Raw genomic sequence first — 18,361 nt, 5'->3', positions numbered from 1 at the left:
CGGTTATTAGTTAACAATAACCCATTGTCCTGAAGCGATGAGGCTCTCGGCTTTTTTGTATTTCATTTCTTGTGTTTGTCCGTTGGCCACGTTTTGAATCGTAACATTATCATTGCGATTGATTTTTGGCATATCTCTCGTAATCGTTTCGGTAACTTGTTTTTGTTGTGTTTCGCCAGCTTCACGATTGGCCGCTTCGCTACTCACAATTTCATCTTTGGAAGTGGTGTAATCTTCTTTTGGCGTTACATCAATTGCTTCTTGAATTTGTTGGTTTTCTTGAGCGGGTAAATCGCCTTTGAACAAGAATGAAATCACTTCTTTGTTCACATTGTCAATCATGGCTCTAAACAAATTGAAGGCTTCCAGTTTGTAAATAAGCAATGGATCTTTTTGTTCGTGAACGGCAAGCTGAACGGATTGTTTCAACTCATCCATTTTACGCAAGTGTTTTTTCCAAGCTTCATCAACAATTGCTAAAGTGATGTTTTTCTCGAAATCAGCAACCAATTGCGCACCTGCAGTTTCGTATGCTCTTTTCAAATCAGTAACCACATTCAACGATTTGATTCCATCCGTAAACGGAACTACAATACGTTCAAATTGGTTGTTTTTATCTTCGTAAACGCTTTTGATAATCGGGAACGCTTCTCTGGCGCTTCTTTCGGTTTTCTCGGTGTAATATTCTAGCGTTGCTTTGTATATTTTACCGGTCAATTCCATTTCACTCAGTTTACTGAATTCACTTTCCGTAACTGGCGAAGTGATGGAGAAATAACGGATTAATTCGAATTCAAAGTTTTTGAAGTTGTTTGTTGCTTTGTTTTGATCTACAATCAATTCACAAGTATCGTACAACATATTGGCAATATCCAATTTCAAACGCTCTCCAAACAAGGCGTGACGACGGCGTTTGTACACCACTTCACGTTGTGCATTCATAACGTCATCGTATTCCAATAAACGTTTACGAACACCAAAATTGTTTTCTTCTACTTTTTTCTGAGCACGCTCGATCGATTTTGTCATCATAGAGTGCTGAATCACTTCACCTTCCTGCAGTCCCATTCTGTCCATCACTTTCGCTACTCTTTCAGAACCAAACAAACGCATCAAGTTGTCTTCAAGAGAAACATAAAACTGAGAACTTCCCGGATCACCTTGACGTCCTGCACGACCACGCAACTGACGATCGACACGACGCGAATCATGACGTTCTGTACCTACAATGGCTAATCCACCAGCGGCTTTTACTTCGGCAGATAATTTAATATCCGTTCCACGTCCAGCCATGTTGGTTGCAATAGTTACCACACCTGGTTTTCCGGCTTCCTCTACAATTTGTGCTTCTTGTTTGTGCATTTTTGCATTCAAGACATTGTGTGCAACGCCTCTCATTTTCAACATTCGGCTTAATAATTCTGAAATCTCTACCGATGTTGTACCAATAAGAACCGGTCTTCCTGCTTTAGATAATTCCGTTACGTCTTCGATAACGGCATTGAATTTTTCACGAGTCGTTTTATAAATAAAATCCTCTTTGTCTAATCTGGCCATTGGTCTGTTCGTAGGAATTTCTACTACATCCAATTTATATATGGTCCATAACTCACCTGCTTCAGTAGAGGCTGTTCCAGTCATTCCGCCCAGTTTGTTGTACATTCTGAAGTAATTCTGTAATGTAACGGTTGCAAATGTTTGTGTAGCGGCTTCAATTTTTACATTTTCTTTGGCTTCAATCGCTTGGTGTAATCCGTCAGAATAACGACGACCATCCATGATACGACCTGTTTGCTCATCAACAATCATGATTTTGTTGTCCATGATTACATATTCTACATCTTTTTCGAATAAAGCGTAGGCTTTCAAAAGTTGGGTCAGCGTATGAATGCGCTCACTTTTTACACCAAAATCTTGAAATAATTGTTCTTTTTCTTCGGCTTCAGTGTCTTTATCTAATTTTTTCTTTTCGATAGCTGCAATTTCAGTTCCAATGTCTGGAAGAACGAAAAAATCTGAATCAGTATCGCCAGAAAGGTATTTGATTCCGTTGTCTGACAACTCAACTTGATTGTTTTTTTCTTCGATAACAAAATACAAGGCCTCATCGATCTTGTGCATGTCTCTTTTGTTATCCTGCATGTATTGATTTTCTGTTTTTTGAAGCAATTGTCTAATTCCTTCTTCACTTAAAAACTTGATCAATGCTTTGTTTTTCGGTAATGCTCTGTAGGCTCTTAACAATTGGAAACCACCTTCTTTAGTATTTCCTTCTTTGATTAATTTTTTAGCTTCAGATAAAAAACCGTTGGCTAGCTGACGTTGAAGCGCTACTAGATTTTCGATTTTTGGTTTCATTTCCATGAATTCATGACGATCTCCTTGTGGGACTGGACCTGAGATAATCAATGGGGTTCTGGCATCATCTATCAAAACCGAATCGACTTCATCGACAATGGCGAAATTGTGTTTTCTTTGTACCAAATCTTCTGGCGAGTGTGCCATATTGTCTCTCAAGTAGTCAAAACCAAATTCATTATTGGTTCCGTACGTAATGTCCGCGTCGTAAGCTTTTTTTCTACCTTCTGAGCTGGGTTGGTAATTGTCAATACATTCCACAGTCATCCCGTGAAATTCGAATAATGGCGCTTTCCAAGTGCTATCTCTTTTAGCCAAATAATCATTCACTGTTACAAGATGTACTCCGTTTCCAGTCAAAGCATTCAAATAAAGCGGTAAAGTGGCTACTAATGTTTTTCCTTCACCGGTTTGCATCTCGGCTACTTTTCCTTCGTGCAACACCATTCCACCTATTAACTGTACGTCATAGTGAATCATATCCCACGTAATTTCTTTTCCTGCAGCACTCCAAGAATTTGCCCAGATGGAAGTGTCTCCGTCTAAAGTTATATAGCTTTTAGTAGCAGAAAGTTCACGATCTTTTGGGGTAGCAGTTACAACAATGGCGGTATTGTCTTTGAAACGTCTCGCTGTTTCTTTAACTACAGCAAAAGCTTCTGGAAGAATATCCATCAAAGTTTTTTCTGATATGTCGTACGCTTCTTTTTCAAGAGCGTCAATGGCTACGTAAATATCTTCTCTTTTGTCAATATCAATGATGTTCTCCACTTCTTGTTTCAGAGCTGTGATTTTAGCATCTTTTTCTGAACGAGCTTGTTTTATTTTGTCTTTAAAAAAGTTCGTTCTCCCTCTAAGTTCATCATGGGATAATACCTTGAGTGGTTCCTCGAAAGTTTTTATTTTGTTGAGATAAGGTTGTAAAGCTTTGACATCTTTTTGTGACTTATCGCCAACAAAGACTTTAATAATACTGTTTATGAAACTCATGATATTTTTTTATTTCTAATTGTGTAATTTTATAAATTTAAACCAAAAAAAAGCCTCTTTTGAGACTTTTTTATTGGTTTACCTTTTAATATTCATCCTCATTCCAAAGATAATCTTCGTCTGTTGGATAATCTGGCCATATTTCTTCCATTGATTCATATATCTCGCCTTCATCCTCTATAGATTGAAGGTTTTCTACTACTTCTAATGGAGCGCCTGCTCTAATAGCGTAGTCAATAAGTTCGTCTTTGTTAGCAGGCCACGGTGCATCACTTAGATAGGATGCTAATTCTAATGTCCAATACATCTGTTGTCGATTTAGTTTTGTGCAAAAATAAATTTTTTACTGAAAAATACAAGTAAAAAATCATTTATTTTTAGTTAAAGTTAAGAACGTTTTATTTAGTTTAAAGTTTCCCGTTTGAAGTTTAAAGTTTTCGTACTGAATACTGAGCACTGCAAACTGAATACTAATTTCTGGGAATCCATTTCACTTCGTCAGCGTTCAGGTCATGAGACAACTTTCGTGCCAACACAAAAAGGTAGTCAGAAAGTCGGTTTAGGTACTTAATAGCGATCTCTGCTACAGGTTCATTATGGCTTAAATGGACTGCTAAACGCTCTGCTCTGCGACAAACACAACGCGCTATATGACAATATGACACAGTAGTATGTCCACCTGGAAGCACAAAATGAGTCATTGGTGGAAGCGCTTCTTCCATGGCATCTATTTCATTTTCCAACAATTCAATATCGGATTCAATAATTCCTAATTTCTTCAAACGCAGTTCTCCGTTTTTCTTCACTTCTTTTTCGGGTGGAGTTGCCAATATGGCGCCAACCGTAAAAAGTCGATCTTGAATCTCGACTAGGATTTCTTTGTAATGTGCATTCATCTCTTGGTCGCGAATTAAACCAATGTGTGAATTCAATTCGTCTACGGTTCCGTAGCTTTCTATTCGGGCGTGGTCTTTTGGGACTCTGGTTCCACCAAAAAGTGCTGTGGTTCCTTTGTCTCCGGTTTTTGTATATACTTTCATTTTGATCTCAGGTTTTATATTTTGCTTGTTTAAAACTAGGGCAAACGCTTTTGAAACTTTAAAAAATAGTTTTTTTAAACCATTAAGACATTAAGTTAATTAAGCCTTAATTTTTTTAATGGTTTAACTTTTTAAGTCTAAAAAGGTTAAAAGTGTTTACCTTGATTTGAAAACAAAATTACTGTATTAATTCTACAATTGAGTTAACAAATCGCTCCAATGAATTTTCACTTAGATTGAAATACAGATCGGGTTCAATACATTCCACTTCCATAAGGTAAAGTTCTTGGTCTATTAAAATACCGTCGACGCGAGCATATAGCAAATCTTCTTTAAAGGTATCGACTATTTTTTGTGCTTTTTGAATCAAGTCTTGACTTGGATGTACTAACGTATAGATTCCTCCAAAAAGCGATTGAACCCTAAAATCGCCATCCACCGGTTTTTTGTTGACTGCATGAGAGAATTTTTTGTTGAAAAAGATAAAGGAAGTTTCGCCTAATGTTTGAATTTGAGGCATGAATTCCTGCACCAGTAATTCTTTTTCTACAGCAATGGCGGCATATTGTTGGTCTATTTCTGTACTATTTGATACATCAAAAACTTCGGTTAGATACGATCCTGCCGAAAATGCAGGTTTTATTACCGCTTTTTTCCAATGCGCAGGAATCAGTTCCCCAAGATCGAGATGTTCTGTCTTGTCAATGAAAACGGTTGGCAAAATTGTAATTCCTTGCTGCTCCATTTCGCACAAATAAAACTTATGGATGTTTTGCTTAATCACCTTGATAGGATTCAGTGTTTTGATTCCTAATTTTTCTATGTGGTCCAGCCAAAGTTTAAACTCGGTTTCTTTCTCGAAATAATCCCAAGTATTGCGAAAAATTAAATAGTCGTAATCAGTCCAATTGATATTTTTGTCGTTCCAAATAACAGCAGTAGATTCTATATTGTGTTTGGCGAGTGCTGGAATTATTTTTTGGTCTTCGGGATTTAAATCAGGAAGTTTTTCGCAGGTTAATAGGGCGATTTTCATTTTTTTAAGTGATGTTTGGTAGTAGTAAACGCAATTGTAATTTGGATTTCCTAGCCCGGATAATAGTGGAAATCCTTTTCTAAAAGCTTCCAGCCTTTTGAGGGCTGAAAGGTTTTAGAAAAGATTGTAGCGGATAGCCGGATAAGCTCCTAAAAAAACTATTTAGAAATGTCGCTTTCTATGAGTCCATCACGCAAACGAATGACGCGGTTGGCATAAGCTGCGATTTCTTCCTCGTGCGTTACTAGAATTACGGTATTTCCATTGGCGTGGATGTCTCCAAAAAGTTTCATGATTTCTAATGACGTTTTGCTGTCTAAGTTACCAGTAGGTTCATCTGCAAGGATAATAGAAGGTTTGTTGACCAATGCTCTAGCGATGGCTACACGCTGGCGTTGCCCTCCTGAAAGTTGGTTGGGTTGGTGATCCATTCGGTCTGAAAGATTTACTTGATCCAATACTTCGGAGGCACGTTTGTTTCTATCTGATTTAGAAAATCCAGCATAAATCATGGGTAAGGCCACATTGTCTAATGCAGTTGTTCGCGGTAAAAGGTTGAAAGTCTGGAAAACAAATCCAATTTCTTTGTTTCGAATTTCGGCTAATTCATCGTCTTTCATCTGGCTTACATCCTTTCCGTTCAATATATAGGTTCCGGAAGTAGGAGTGTCTAAACAGCCTAATAAATTCATTAAGGTAGACTTTCCAGATCCTGAAGGTCCCATTAATGCTACATATTCTCCTTTGTTTATTTCTAAATCAATGCCTTTAAGAACATAAACGATTTCATTTCCAAGAACAAAATCTCTTTTGATATTGGTTATTTTTATTAGCGGGTTTGCCATTAGAATGTATGATTTTTAACCTTTGACGGTGCTCGGGTTGCTATTAATTTAGAGTTTAAAAGTACAAAAACTTTTGAATTACTAATAAGTAGTTGTTTTTTTAATTTGTTACAGTCTGCAACCACTGAAATCTAGATCCTGTATTATTTTGTTGTTTTTAACGCGTTGGGTGTAATTAGTTTTTGATGGTAATTTTTCGTCAGTTCGAGTATTTTTCGGTAGAAAAATGTATGTAGTCCTTCGATAAAAACTCAGGATAAAGAAAATTTCATTAAAAACGGTTCTCGATACACGTTACTTCGAGTAGCAGAGCGTATCGAGAAGTTTTGTTTCGTTTTACTTCACAAAAAACATTCGAACAGCCGTTTTGCATAATTGTACCCAACAGGTTATTTGTAATAGTTTTTCATTTAAGCTGTTTTTTGAGATTATTGATAAGCATTATCCAAATTTAAAGTTTTACACAATTCTAGTCTCGTTTTGTATAATTCACACTTTTATCTTTTTTATTTCACAATTATATTCATTTTTTATATAATTTTTTGTTGTTTGTTGAATATAGAGCAATGTTATTTACTTTTGTTTAGTAATAATTAAACAAATCTTAAATTATGAAAAATACAAAATTAGCATTAGGATTAGCGGTAATCGCTATCGGATTTACATCTTGTAAAGATGAAAAAGCGGAGCAAGCAGAAAAAAAAGTGGATAGTTATGTGATGTATGTAGATTCATTAGGCAATGTTGCAGCAGCAGATGTAGCAGGAAACTGGGACGGAATAGAAGCATCATACGAATTAAGAGCTGGAGAGGCTGAAATGGCGATTGCTGATATTAAAGATAATGCAGATGCACAAGCCCGACTTGATGCAAGTAGAGCAAAATATGAAGCTTTGAAAGCTGAGGTGGAAGCTCAAAAAATGGCTGCAGCTGCCGCAATTGCTACTGCACCTAATAACAAACAGCAAATGAGGAATACTTTGTTTGGTGAAGGTAAAATGGGCGAGGATATGAACTTTAATTGGGTGAATGCTGCTAACATTCACAATGTATACCAACAGTTTGTTCATACCGTTGAGGATAACAAAGATAAATATTCTCGTGAAGACTGGGATGAAATCAAATTGATGTATGAAGCACTAGACAGTAGAAAAAATACTGTTGAAAAAGAAGGACTTTCAGCTGAAGACAATAGAAAAATTGCTGGTTTAAAAGTGAAATTTGCACCAATGTATACATTGAACAGAATGGGAGCTAAATCAGGAGAAATGCAGAGAGCTAAAGAATAAGGAATAATTAATTCAACTTAAGAATGACAGTCAGTGATGGCTGTCATTTTTTTTGTTTAAACCCGAATCACAAAATGTTCTTTGGGCTGTTCTCTTCTAAAAAATACCAATCCCCACTGGAATGTGTCTATAGTGACCGTAACTTGTGGGTGACTTTTAATACTTTTCCAAGCTTGTTCCATCTCTAGTGACCAATGAATGTCATCGAATATCCAAATGGTTTCATTTGTCACGGTTGAAAGTAATAACTCAAAATACTCCAAGGTTGCTTTTTTGGAATGATTTCCATCAAAGTAAATTAAGGAAAAGTGTTCCGTGTTTAGTCCCGAATGTTCAGTTGGAGTATTCACAGATGAATTCCGTTTCTCTAAATAAGAATTAAACGTTGTTACTATAGATGCTACATTGTTATAATTGAATGTTTGCAATTGCAATTGAGCAATTTTTGCTGTTTCCGGGCAGCCTTCTAGCGTTGTTATTTTTGCTTTTAAATTTCCTAATGAAAGCGCAGCAGTCGCTAATCCTAACGAAGTTCCAATTTCTAAAATAGAGTCAGGCTGAAAATAATGGGTGATTCTAAATAATAATTCGGCTCGCTTCGAGGAAATTCCTGCTGTTTTTGCAATCTTAGAAATAACTCTTGTATTGGATTTGAAAACTTTCGAACCCGCACCAAAATCAGTGACTTTAATAGTAGTATTGTTTGCTAAAAGCGAGTTTCGATACTTTTTTAAAACAGCGTATTGTGGTTTAGATTTTTTATCATAGAAACATTTCGTCAGTAAACAAAACACAAACGGAGAATGGACGGCATGCTCATTTTTTGAGTGCCATAGGAATTGTAAATACGATTTTATTTGAAATAGCATAGTTATTGTAACGCAAAGATTCGCAAAGCAAAAACACAAAGATACACGGAGATTGATTAAAATTTGAAAATCAAAAAATAAACTTTGCGAGTCTCTGCGTTTCCTTTGAGAATCTTTGCGAGAGTTTTTTATTTCACAGAGTTGCACAAAGTGAAAACGCAAAGATACACGGAGATTTATTAAAATTTGAAAATCAAAAAACTAAATTTTGTGAGTCTTTGCGTTTCCTTTGAGAATCTTTGCCAGAGTTTTTTATTTCACAAAGTTGCACAAAGCAAAAACGCAAAGATACACGGAGATTTATTGAAATATGAAAATCAAAAAACTAAACTTTGCGAGTCTCTGTGTTTCCTTTGAGAATCTTTGCGAGAGTTATTTTCTTTAACGGAGTACACAAAGCAAAAACGCAAAGATACGCGGAGATTTATTGAAATATGAAAATCAATAAACTAAACTTTGCGAGTCTCTGCGTTTCCTTTGAGGATCTCTGTGAAATAGCGTTTTGACTTTGAAACTTTCCGACTTTAAAAAGGCTATATTTGCGCCCTTGGAATTTGTACCGTACTAATTACCCATTTTTCACAATAATGATTGAACAAATAGAACATAAAACGACCATAACTTCAGACGAAATAGAGAAATGTATCGCCATTTTAGCACAATTAAATTCCGATACCGACCAAATTTTTGAGATTCCAAAAGATCAACGAACGGCATTAATCAAAGCGGCAGGTCAGTTTTCTAGACCCGATCGAGAAGAGCTTTCCCGTAGAAAAAAAGACGGAAAATTAGTCGCTAAACGCAAAAAAGAAAAGCAAGATAGAACCGCCCGAAAAGAGACAGGAATCCGATATGCTCGAGAAGCTAGTATTTTTGTGGCGCCAAAACTATTGGCTTTTAATGAACTCAACACCAAAGAACAATTAGAACTGGAAACTCCCCGTAATTGTTACGTTTGTAAAACCGAGTTTACTAAAATGCACCACTTTTATGATACGATGTGTACCGATTGTGGTGATTTTAATTATGCCAAACGGTTTCAAACAGCTGATGTAAAAGGGCAAGTTGCCGTTATCACAGGTTCGCGTTTGAAAATTGGGTATCATATTACGTTGATGTTGTTGCGCGGTGGAGCTACTGTTATTGCTACGACTCGTTTTCCGGTGGATTCTGCTTTGCGATTTTCTAAAGAAGATGATTTTGCAGATTGGGGACATCGTTTGAAAATTCATGGATTGGATTTGCGACACATTCCTAGCGTGGAAATTTTCTGCAATTTTATTGAGCAAAAATACGAACGATTGGATATACTGATTAATAATGCGGCGCAAACGGTTCGGCGTCCAGCAGGATTTTATGCACATTTGATGGAAAACGAAGAACGTCAAATCGCATCTTTGCCTAAACAAGCGCAAGAATTATTGTTAGATCATACGGATTGTTTAGAGGAACTAAAAGTGTTAACCACGGGGATTTCGTCCAATCAAAATATGCCAGTGACTTGGCACGGACCAGAGCCAGGAATTGGTTTGCGGGCTTCCGCCAAATTATCTCAAATTCCATATTCGTTTGATAATGCATTGGTGGCGACTGAAGTTTTTCCAGAGGGAGAGCTTGATGCCGATTTGCAGCAAGTCGATTTGCGCAAAACCAATAGTTGGAGATTGAAACTAGGCCAAATCGAAACTACCGAAATGATCGAAGTGCAGCTCGTTAACTCCGTGGCGCCTTTTGTATTGTGTAACCGTCTTTCGGAAGTGATGAAAAAAGACAATACAGGAAAAAAACACATCATCAATGTTTCAGCAATGGAGGGTAAGTTTCATCGTTTTTTTAAAGAAGCCCGTCATCCGCATACCAATATGGCTAAAGCGGCTCTGAATATGCTGACACACACTGCAGCAGGAGATTTGGCGAAAGCCGGAATTTTCATGAATGCCGTGGATACCGGTTGGGTGACTGATGAAGATCCAGCTGAACTAGCCAAAAGAAAACAGGAAGAAGAAGATTTTCAACCGCCATTAGATATTGTAGATGGTGCGGCACGCGTGATGGATCCGTTGTTTGATGGAATCAATACCGGAAAACATTGGTGTGGGAAGTTTTTGAAGGATTACAATCCTATTCCTTGGTAGAAAACCCTCTAACACCCGAAAAGGGAATTAAAAAATCATATAAATAAAAAATAAACCACAGCAGAACAGGATTTTGCTGTGGTTTTTTATTGAATTATGGTGTGATAAATGGTTTGATTTTAAGGAATTTAGTGACGATCTATGTAAATAGTATTGATTAAATTATTTTATAAAAATAAGTTTTTTTTTATTCAGAACTAAAATATACAGTATAACAAATTTAACTTTTGCTTTACTCCATAGTTTTAAAACGCTTCATTTCTGAAAGAGGTTCGATAGCATTATAATCTTTCCAGATTTTAGGGTCGTATGACTTAATTTTTGTGAATTTAAAGTCGGCTTCTGTTACTTTTTGAAGTTCAGAAGGAGTTATAATAGTATGGGACATATTTAAATACTCCATTTTACTACTTGTGTTACCCTCAATCTTAATGTCAAGAGAGAAAATATCTTTTTCCTCGCTGGTGAGTTCAATAAACTTCAACGGACGGTTTACATAAAAATATTGTCCTTTTTCGATATTGGCATATTGCAAATAATAGCCTTTTCCATGGATTTTTTTTCGGTACATTAAAGTTCCTTTTCTTTTATTGTCTGCAGCTTTTATTCCAAGAATTAATTTCAAATTCACATTGTTCAATTTTTCGCCAGCATCTAAATCATAAGTGACTCTTAGTACCCCATAGTCAGAGTCAGAAATATATAATTTGCCAATATATTTTGCCTTGCTCTTTTTAGGTTTAAATGTTAAGACATAAGCAGCTTCAGTACCATCCATATAAGACAATCCTTCATACTGATATTCATACCATTCTGGGTTATAAATAAAGTTGAACGAACTGGTGTTTAGTAAATTATTTTCGGTCAAAAAGGTATTGAGGTTATTTTTTGTAGCTAGTATCTGCGTGCTAGTGTTTTTATTTTTTGTTTTTTTCTTGTTGAAGTCTTTTCGAAGTGAAATAGTATCACGAGAGCCAAAAAGACCACTTTTAGCACGATAGTATTTAGTAGAATCAAGATGTTGTAGGATAGTATTTATCGCTAGTTTTTTCAATTCATCAGCTGAGGTGCTACTGCCTTCATTTTCAAGTATTGTTGCTTTTAGAACTTCTAATTTTGTAACCGGTACATACTTGTCGTCTTTTTTTATGGTGCTATTGTAATAGTTGCCTAGAATATCCGTGAAGTCTTTTGGTGGTGAAGAAATCAATTTGCTAATAAATTTTTGAACATCACTATTTACTTTTTTCAGTGCATGCTTAGAAAAGCCAGTGGATTCATTTATTTCTACTTCGATTACTGCAGGTTTGAAAAGTCCAGATTTTCTGTAAAAGATGAAATCTTTAGATGGCAGAACATCATTTTTATGGTTGGTATTTAAATTTGCTTTAACCTGGGCCATGATTTCATAAGGGTTAGGTTTCACATTTGAAACTTTGACATCATTAAGTTCAAAAATACTAGGCTGAAGTGCGACAACAAAATCTAATTTTTTTAATTGGTTAATAGTCAATTGTTGACTAAAATAACCTAAATAGGAAATAGTAATCACTATTTCGTCTTTGCTATTACCTTCTGAAAGATTGAAATATCCTTCTTCGTTCGATACCAGATGTTCTAAAGCGCTTACTTGTATATTGGCATATGGAATATTTTCTTTGGTTGCGCGGTCAATTATTCTTGCTTGAATATTTTGAGCCAGTGTTCCTTGAAATGTAAGTAGTGTAACAGCTAGAACTAGCATGGTAAGTACAGGTTGCTGTTTTGTTTTGGTTGTAATGTAAGCTATAGAAAGTATTTTCATGATTTTGAGGCTAATTGTATGAGAGGATTCAATCGCCAAATATATAGGATAAACCAATGCTGCTACCAACGTAAATATTAATTTGTTGTTAATTTCTTACTAAACGAAACCCACAACAGAATCATAATTCTGTTGTGGGTTGTGTGGACTACTTTTGTAGACGTAAATTCTGTTGAATTACTGTATCCGTTGGAGAGTTTTCTCAACTTAAAAAAGAACAATCGGCAATTCATATTGACGACTACCATCCTCAGCGCTTGATTCAAACAAAACGAGGATCAATTTAGAATTCTCTCTTTTTTTCTGAACCGTAATTGTAAAATCAAATTTGCCCCACTCGGGAGCTCCCGCATCAGTCGTCTGAAAACCCGTCTTTAACTCGTCGTGTCCGTCTTCAATAATCCAGTTAAAATTTGCCTCAAAGATTTGCCCTTTTCCGCGTACTTGGAATTTGTTTTCATCTATGCGTTCAACAGTTACTTCTTTAAAACGTTCATTTGAATACTGTTTGGGTAGCGAATTTTCTGGTGTTGAAGGTTTTACTAATTTAGTTGTTTCAGGAATGTTCATTAGGCTGTCATTCAAAACGGTAGGGTGCTGAGTTTCCTTTTTATTACATGCGAATAATAGTACTGCCGATAATAAAATTGTCCATCTCATAGTTGTATTTTTTTATTTTACCATACATTGACTGCTCGTATTGCGTATGGTCAGATTCTTTGGCTAAACCTTCCCATTTCTAAAACATAAAAATAAAACAAAATTAAAATTCTGTTGTGGGTTTATAAACGAAAAGTATTTGTGTACGTCACTGCAAACTGCGACTGCAAACTGCGACTGCAAACTTAATATTAATCCTATTCTTCTATCTTGGCACTTAATTCAAACCATCTTTCCTCTTTGTCTTCAATTTTGTGGATGATATTTTCGAGTTCTTTGGCTTTCTTTTCAATATCGGCATCAGCCACTTTGCCATCGGCGAATAACTGCTCGATTTTAGTTTTATCTAGCTCCAAATCCTTGATTTCTCTTTCAAGCTTTTGGTATTCTTTTTGCTCATTGAAAGTTAAATTTCCTGTTGGGTTGTTTTGCTTCCAGTCTTTTTTCTCAGCTTTGTTTTCCTCTTTTTGAGCTACATCAGCACTATCTTCATAGGCTCTAAAATCAGAATAATTCCCAGGAAAATCTTCAATAACACCTTTTCCTCTAAAAATGAATAAGTGATCTACAATTTTATCCATAAAATAACGATCATGGGATACCACTACCAAACATCCAGGGTAATCCAAAAGAAAACTTTCCAAGACATTCAAAGTCACAATATCCAAATCATTTGTAGGCTCATCGAGAATCAAGAAATTTGGATTCTGAATCAAAACGGTACACAAGTACAAACGCTTCAATTCACCACCACTCAATCGGTCAACGAAATCATATTGTTTCTTGGCATCAAAAAGAAAGCGCTCTAACAATTGTGAAGCCGAAATCATTCTTCCTTTCATCAAAGGAATAAATTCACCGTATTCCTTAATAACATCAATAACGCGTTGTCCCGGCTTTGGGTTAATACCACTTTGGGTATAATAGCCCAGTTTTATGGTCTCACCAATCACTACTTTTCCTCCATCAAGCGGAATTCCACCAGTCAATAAATTTAAAAAAGTTGATTTTCCTGTACCATTTTTTCCAATAATTCCAATGCGTTCTCCCGGTTGAAAGTCAAAACTGAAATTATCCAAAATCACATGGTTGTCAAATTTCTTGGAGATTTTGTGAAGCTCGATAATCTTGCTTCCCATTCGTTCCATGTTGATTTCAAGTTCCACTTTATTTTCGCGACGGCGACTTTGTGCTTTTTCCTTGATGTCATAAAAATCATCCTGACGCGATTTTGATTTGGTCGTTCTCGCTTTTGGCTGACGGCGCATCCATTCTAATTCCTTCACAAAAAGATTCTGTGCTTTATCGACACTCGAATTTTCGGAAGCGATGCGCTCCTCTTTTTTCTCTAAATAATAGGAGTAATTTCCTTTGTAGGAATATAATTTTCCGTTGTCGAGTTCGATGATTTCGTTACAAACACGTTCCAAAAAGAAACGGTCGTGCGTCACCATAAACAACGTAATATTTTCTTTGGCAAAATAAGTTTCTAACCATTCAATCATCTCTAAATCTAAGTGATTCGTAGGTTCATCTAAGATTAATAAATCCGGACGGTTGATTAAAATAATAGCTAATGACAAACGTTTTTTCTGGCCACCAGAGAGGTTTTTTACTTTCAGTTTAAAGTCTTCCAACTTTAATTTGAACAAAATTTGTTTGTATTGCGTTTCAAAATCCCACGCATTGTGTTGGTCCATTCCGTCAAAAGCTTTTTGATACGCTTCTTCGTCTTCTGGATTTTCTAATGCTTTTTCGTAGGCTTCAATAACTTTCAAAATCTCATTATCAGAGGCAAAAATGCTTTCTTCAATGGTCAATTCTTCCTGCAAATTATTGTTTTGCGACAAGAAAGCCATTTTGATGCCTTTTCGCAACACCACTTGTCCGGTATCCGACTCGTCTAAGCCATTAATAATGCTCATAATAGTGGTTTTTCCCGAACCATTTTTGGCTATAAAAGCAATTTTTTGGTCTTTGTTAATTCCAAAAGAAATGTTTTCAAAAAGTGTTCTTTCCCCAAAAGATTTGGATATATTCTCGACTGATAAGTAATTCACAAGGCTAAATTTTTGGCAAAAGTAAACTATTAAATGACTAATTGCGAATAGTTTGTTTGAATATGAAGCTTTTCAAGACTTATTGATTAAGAAAATGACTTAAAAATGGACTTAAATCCAGTTGGTGCAATTGCTGTGTTACATCGACTATTGGTTTTCTGACAAAATTTTCATTGGTCAAATAAAAATGAATTCCATCTGGAGTGGCAATGCCTTCTATTTGATGAAAAGGAAGTGCAATTTTGATCTTTCTTTTATTGCCAGAAAAAAAATGAGTTGTCTTATAATCGTATAAAAGGTATATAAAAGGAAATAAAAATCTATTATATCCTGATAAAACAAGTAATTTTTTCTCAGGTAAATAGGCTGCTCCAGTGATTAGTCCTTCGGTGTTATAAGTTTCTTTTAACTTTGCAATGTAAGTACCTGGAGTTTTTGGTAAGGCATACACACTTGTTTTTTTGTGCTTCCATTGCTTCGTAAACAGATAAATACTATCATCGGAAACAACAAAAGCTTCACAATCAAAATCTGTAGTATTAGCCGCTTTTTTATTAAAATTAGTTTGATTGGAATAGGTAAACGAAATCGTATCAATCTTTTGGTCAGGTGTTAAAAGTGTTTCTTTCTCTATTCGTAAAATGTGAAGATCTTTTCTGTTTCCGCTGGAATTATTTCCAAAATCACCAATATAGAAATAGTTGTTGTCTTGTGCTATTTCCTCCCAATCTGTATTTGATACTTTTTTAAGCAGTATTTTATTTTTAATACTACCAGTCGCATCAAGGCCATAAAGAACGGTATCAGTATCGTCATTAATGGTCCAAAAAAGCGAATCGCTTTGTGTTAAACCAGAAGTTTCTTTTAGACTTGCATTCAATTTTACAGAATATTTTGGCTTGATTTTCACCGAAGTGTATTGACAACTACCATCATTTGTGGTAGCTTTTGGATTGTAATTTTTGGAAAGTGGATCCGTACATCCTGAAATTTGGGATTGAGCAAGGCTAGCGGTTAGTAGCGATAATAATAGGAGTGTCTTTCTCAATGCTTCAATTAGATTAGGTTTAATACTTCCTTCTATTTTTCAAAAGTTAGCGATTTTACAGACTAAAGAAGGAATTGAGAAAGAATGATTTTTGTTTACATGAATTTGAAGTAGCACGTTTTCTCTCGAAAAAAAGAATTATAACTTAGCAGAGAGGAAAACAATTTGTGGTACAGAAATGTCAATTAACCGCAATAGATAACCAACAAATGTTGTTTCTCTAGTTTTTTGAAGGAAATAAAATCACAATTATGCTTAACTTTGGGCAAAAAAAAGGAAGAGCCTCTCAAGAGGAGTGAAAAATCTTTCGATAGAATTTACATGGTAAGTAAGTGATTTTAGTATTTGTAGAAACTTTTGGTAGCATGCATCTCATTAAAAACAACACTTTTACACTTTTAAAACACTAAAAATGAATCTTAATATCCCGGATACTTTAGAAAAAAAAGCTGTTTTTGAACAACTGGTAGCAGCTTTAAAAAAGGAAAACTTTACGATTGAAAAACAAGATGATACAAGACCTTGGGGAGGTTTTTTTGTTATTGATGAAGGTCAAGCTCCTGAATTTGCCGCTATTTTTTTTCCGCATCTTGATCTGAAAACAATTAAAATCACCAATAAGTTAAGTCCAAAGATTCTGGTAGTTGCGCCTCACAAACGGTTGTCTTGGCAATATCACTTTCGCAGGGCAGAACTGTGGAAGATAGTTTCAGGAGTTGTAGGGGTGAAAACCAGTTTGACTGATGAAGAAGGTAAGATTCAGCAACTGATACCAGGAAATTTTATCCAAATGGAAAAAGGCGAACGACACCGTTTAATAGGTTTAGATTCTTGGGGAATTGTAGCTGAAATTTGGCAACACACTGATGCTGAAAATCCTTCAGATGAGGATGATATTGTTCGTTTGCAAGATGATTTTGGACGATAGATAGAAAGCGTGTATTTTTTTTGGAATTATTGTGGCTTTACATCTTAAAATCTATCTTTGAAAATGCAATTATCAGTTATTATCCTTAATTATAACGTTCGCTATTTTCTCGAACAATGTGTTTTAAGCGTTCAAAGTGCATTAGAAGACATTGATGGCGAGATTATTGTCATCGATAATAATTCGCAGGATGATAGTTGTCAAATGATGAGGCAACGCTTCCCAAACATAAAACTCATTCAAAACAAGGAGAATGTAGGTTTCTCGAAAGCAAATAATAGCGCTGTTGCTGAAGCGTGTGGGAAATATATTTGCATTCTCAATCCTGACACCGTTGTTGCCGAAGACACGTTTGTAAAAGTCTTGGCTTTTGCCAATAAACAATCTAATTTAGGAATTATAGGTTGTAAACTGATTGATGGAACTGGCAATTTTCTGCGTGAAAGTAAGCGGGGTGTTCCAACGCCTTGGGTGGCTTTTACCAAAATCACTGGATTGTATCGATTGTTTACTAAATCACCACTTTTTGGGAGTTATTATGCGCAGCATTTAAACCAAGATCAAACTGGAAAAGTTGCAATTTTGGTGGGTGCTTTTATGCTGATGAAAAGAAAGTTGTATTGTGAAGTAGGTGGATTCGATGAAAATTGTTTCATGTATTCCGATGATATTGATTTGTCCTACATGATTTCTAAAAAAGGGAAATTCAATTATTATTTCCATGAAACGACTGTTGTTCACTACAAAGGCGAAAGTACAATCAAGGATGGGACTTATATGAAACGTTTTCAAGAGGCCATGAACTTCTTTTATAAAAAGCATTTTAGTTCCGATGGTTTCAGCTCCGCATTTTTTTCTGTTTTTATGAAAATGGGAATTGTATTTTTTTCTTTTGTAAAAATGTTTCAAGGGAAATCCAAAGTAAAAAGCAGTCCAAACTCCTATCTTTTATTTTCATCTAACGAAAAATTAGCAGATAAGCTCCGCGTTGTATTGCAAAAAAAAGTGTCGTTTCACGATTTAAAAACAGAAAAAATGGTAAATTCGTCTTCTATTAAAAATAAAGACCGAGTGGAAATTATTCTGGATAACGAATTCCTTTCATTTAAAGAAAGCATCGCTATTCTTGAATCTTTAAAGAATACAGGCTTTACGTTTAAAATTATACCAAAAAAAGCTAATTTTTTAATAGGAAGTAACAATAGTAGCGAAAGAGGTGAGGTTATTAAAATCGAGTAAAAAATTGCATTTAATGTAATTTATAATTGAAATATTTAGTAATTTCGCAAACTGAAAATC

The 18,361-nt window shown here is 35.4% G+C and carries 14 protein-coding genes; 4 read left to right on the top strand and 10 right to left on the bottom strand.

All coding sequences use genetic code 11. The features are described 5' to 3' along the window. Positions 1–6: 6 nt before the first annotated feature. The 5 genes from secA to E0F91_RS00945 form a co-directional block, all read right to left on the bottom strand. Positions 7–3,348, bottom strand: a complete 3,342-nt coding sequence (secA, locus tag E0F91_RS00965; protein ID WP_132064507.1) for a preprotein translocase subunit SecA — start codon at positions 3,346–3,348, stop codon at positions 7–9. Positions 3,349–3,433: 85 nt separating this feature from the next. Next, the gene (locus E0F91_RS00960; protein WP_007138072.1) at positions 3,434–3,655 is read right to left on the bottom strand and encodes a DUF2795 domain-containing protein; all 222 of its coding nucleotides are present in this window, start codon (positions 3,653–3,655) and stop codon (positions 3,434–3,436) included. Between the two features lie 163 nt (positions 3,656–3,818). Next, positions 3,819–4,388 (bottom strand): cob(I)yrinic acid a,c-diamide adenosyltransferase, encoded by a 570-nt coding sequence (locus E0F91_RS00955; RefSeq protein WP_132064506.1) that lies wholly within the window; start codon positions 4,386–4,388, stop codon positions 3,819–3,821. A gap of 178 nt (positions 4,389–4,566) precedes the next feature. After that, positions 4,567–5,424 carry an ATP-grasp domain-containing protein gene (locus tag E0F91_RS00950; RefSeq protein WP_132064505.1) on the bottom strand — a complete coding sequence of 286 codons (858 nt, stop codon included), beginning with the start codon at positions 5,422–5,424 and terminating at the stop codon, positions 4,567–4,569. 158 nt (positions 5,425–5,582) lie between these two features. Continuing rightward, positions 5,583–6,269: an ABC transporter ATP-binding protein gene (locus tag E0F91_RS00945; protein ID WP_132064504.1), complete on the bottom strand. Its 687-nt coding sequence runs from the start codon at positions 6,267–6,269 to the stop codon at positions 5,583–5,585. Between the two features lie 611 nt (positions 6,270–6,880). Here E0F91_RS00945 and E0F91_RS00940 point away from each other — a divergent pair. After that, the gene (locus tag E0F91_RS00940) at positions 6,881–7,558 is read left to right on the top strand and encodes a DUF6565 domain-containing protein (RefSeq protein ID WP_132064503.1); all 678 of its coding nucleotides are present in this window, start codon (positions 6,881–6,883) and stop codon (positions 7,556–7,558) included. Positions 7,559–7,614: 56 nt separating this feature from the next. On the opposite strand, the gene E0F91_RS00935 is transcribed toward E0F91_RS00940, so the two are convergent. After that, positions 7,615–8,427, bottom strand: coding sequence for an O-methyltransferase (locus E0F91_RS00935; protein WP_132064502.1), 813 nt, complete (start codon positions 8,425–8,427; stop codon positions 7,615–7,617). A 587-nt stretch (positions 8,428–9,014) separates the two neighbouring features. Here E0F91_RS00935 and E0F91_RS00930 point away from each other — a divergent pair. Further along, the gene (locus tag E0F91_RS00930; RefSeq protein ID WP_207919020.1) at positions 9,015–10,562 is read left to right on the top strand and encodes an SDR family NAD(P)-dependent oxidoreductase; all 1,548 of its coding nucleotides are present in this window, start codon (positions 9,015–9,017) and stop codon (positions 10,560–10,562) included. Between the two features lie 232 nt (positions 10,563–10,794). On the opposite strand, the gene E0F91_RS00925 is transcribed toward E0F91_RS00930, so the two are convergent. The 4 genes from E0F91_RS00925 to E0F91_RS00910 form a co-directional block, all read right to left on the bottom strand. Then, on the bottom strand, positions 10,795–12,366 hold the full coding sequence (locus E0F91_RS00925) for a carboxypeptidase-like regulatory domain-containing protein (protein WP_243698813.1): 1,572 nt from the start codon (positions 12,364–12,366) through the stop codon (positions 10,795–10,797). A gap of 207 nt (positions 12,367–12,573) precedes the next feature. After that, positions 12,574–13,026: a Gmad2 immunoglobulin-like domain-containing protein gene (locus E0F91_RS00920; RefSeq protein WP_132064501.1), complete on the bottom strand. Its 453-nt coding sequence runs from the start codon at positions 13,024–13,026 to the stop codon at positions 12,574–12,576. Between the two features lie 197 nt (positions 13,027–13,223). Beyond that, positions 13,224–15,086, bottom strand: coding sequence for an ABC-F family ATP-binding cassette domain-containing protein (locus E0F91_RS00915; protein ID WP_132064500.1), 1,863 nt, complete (start codon positions 15,084–15,086; stop codon positions 13,224–13,226). Between the two features lie 79 nt (positions 15,087–15,165). Continuing rightward, positions 15,166–16,134, bottom strand: coding sequence for a T9SS C-terminal target domain-containing protein (locus E0F91_RS00910; protein ID WP_132064499.1), 969 nt, complete (start codon positions 16,132–16,134; stop codon positions 15,166–15,168). Between the two features lie 412 nt (positions 16,135–16,546). Between E0F91_RS00910 and E0F91_RS00905 the strand changes: the two genes are divergently transcribed. Beyond that, entirely contained in the window at positions 16,547–17,062 is a 516-nt protein-coding gene (locus E0F91_RS00905) for a cupin domain-containing protein (RefSeq protein WP_132064498.1), read from the top strand. Positions 17,063–17,125: 63 nt separating this feature from the next. Further along, a complete protein-coding gene (locus tag E0F91_RS00900) occupies positions 17,126–18,301 on the top strand; it encodes a glycosyltransferase family 2 protein (RefSeq protein WP_132064497.1) in 1,176 nt (391 codons plus the stop codon). The last annotated feature ends 60 nt before the right edge of the window (positions 18,302–18,361 follow it).

Source organism: Flavobacterium sandaracinum, assembly GCF_004349135.1.
In the GTDB taxonomy this organism is placed as follows: Bacteria; Bacteroidota; Bacteroidia; order Flavobacteriales; family Flavobacteriaceae; genus Flavobacterium; species Flavobacterium sandaracinum.
The sequence above is the reverse complement of the archived record's forward strand: the minus strand, read 5'-3'. Positions and strand labels throughout refer to the sequence as shown.

Bases quoted from the DNA above. Each gene is read 5' to 3' on its own strand.
- secA (WP_132064507.1), bottom strand. From the start codon at position 3,348: ATGAGTTTCATAAACAGTATTATTAAAGTCTTTGTTGGCGATAAGTCA.
- E0F91_RS00960 (WP_007138072.1), bottom strand. From the start codon at position 3,655: ATGTATTGGACATTAGAATTAGCATCCTATCTAAGTGATGCACCGTGG.
- E0F91_RS00955 (WP_132064506.1), bottom strand. From the start codon at position 4,388: ATGAAAGTATATACAAAAACCGGAGACAAAGGAACCACAGCACTTTTT.
- E0F91_RS00950 (WP_132064505.1), bottom strand. From the start codon at position 5,424: ATGAAAATCGCCCTATTAACCTGCGAAAAACTTCCTGATTTAAATCCC.
- E0F91_RS00945 (WP_132064504.1), bottom strand. From the start codon at position 6,269: ATGGCAAACCCGCTAATAAAAATAACCAATATCAAAAGAGATTTTGTT.
- E0F91_RS00940 (WP_132064503.1), top strand. From the start codon at position 6,881: ATGAAAAATACAAAATTAGCATTAGGATTAGCGGTAATCGCTATCGGA.
- E0F91_RS00935 (WP_132064502.1), bottom strand. From the start codon at position 8,427: ATGCTATTTCAAATAAAATCGTATTTACAATTCCTATGGCACTCAAAA.
- E0F91_RS00930 (WP_207919020.1), top strand. From the start codon at position 9,015: ATGATTGAACAAATAGAACATAAAACGACCATAACTTCAGACGAAATA.
- E0F91_RS00925 (WP_243698813.1), bottom strand. From the start codon at position 12,366: ATGAAAATACTTTCTATAGCTTACATTACAACCAAAACAAAACAGCAA.
- E0F91_RS00920 (WP_132064501.1), bottom strand. From the start codon at position 13,026: ATGAGATGGACAATTTTATTATCGGCAGTACTATTATTCGCATGTAAT.
- E0F91_RS00905 (WP_132064498.1), top strand. From the start codon at position 16,547: ATGAATCTTAATATCCCGGATACTTTAGAAAAAAAAGCTGTTTTTGAA.
- E0F91_RS00900 (WP_132064497.1), top strand. From the start codon at position 17,126: ATGCAATTATCAGTTATTATCCTTAATTATAACGTTCGCTATTTTCTC.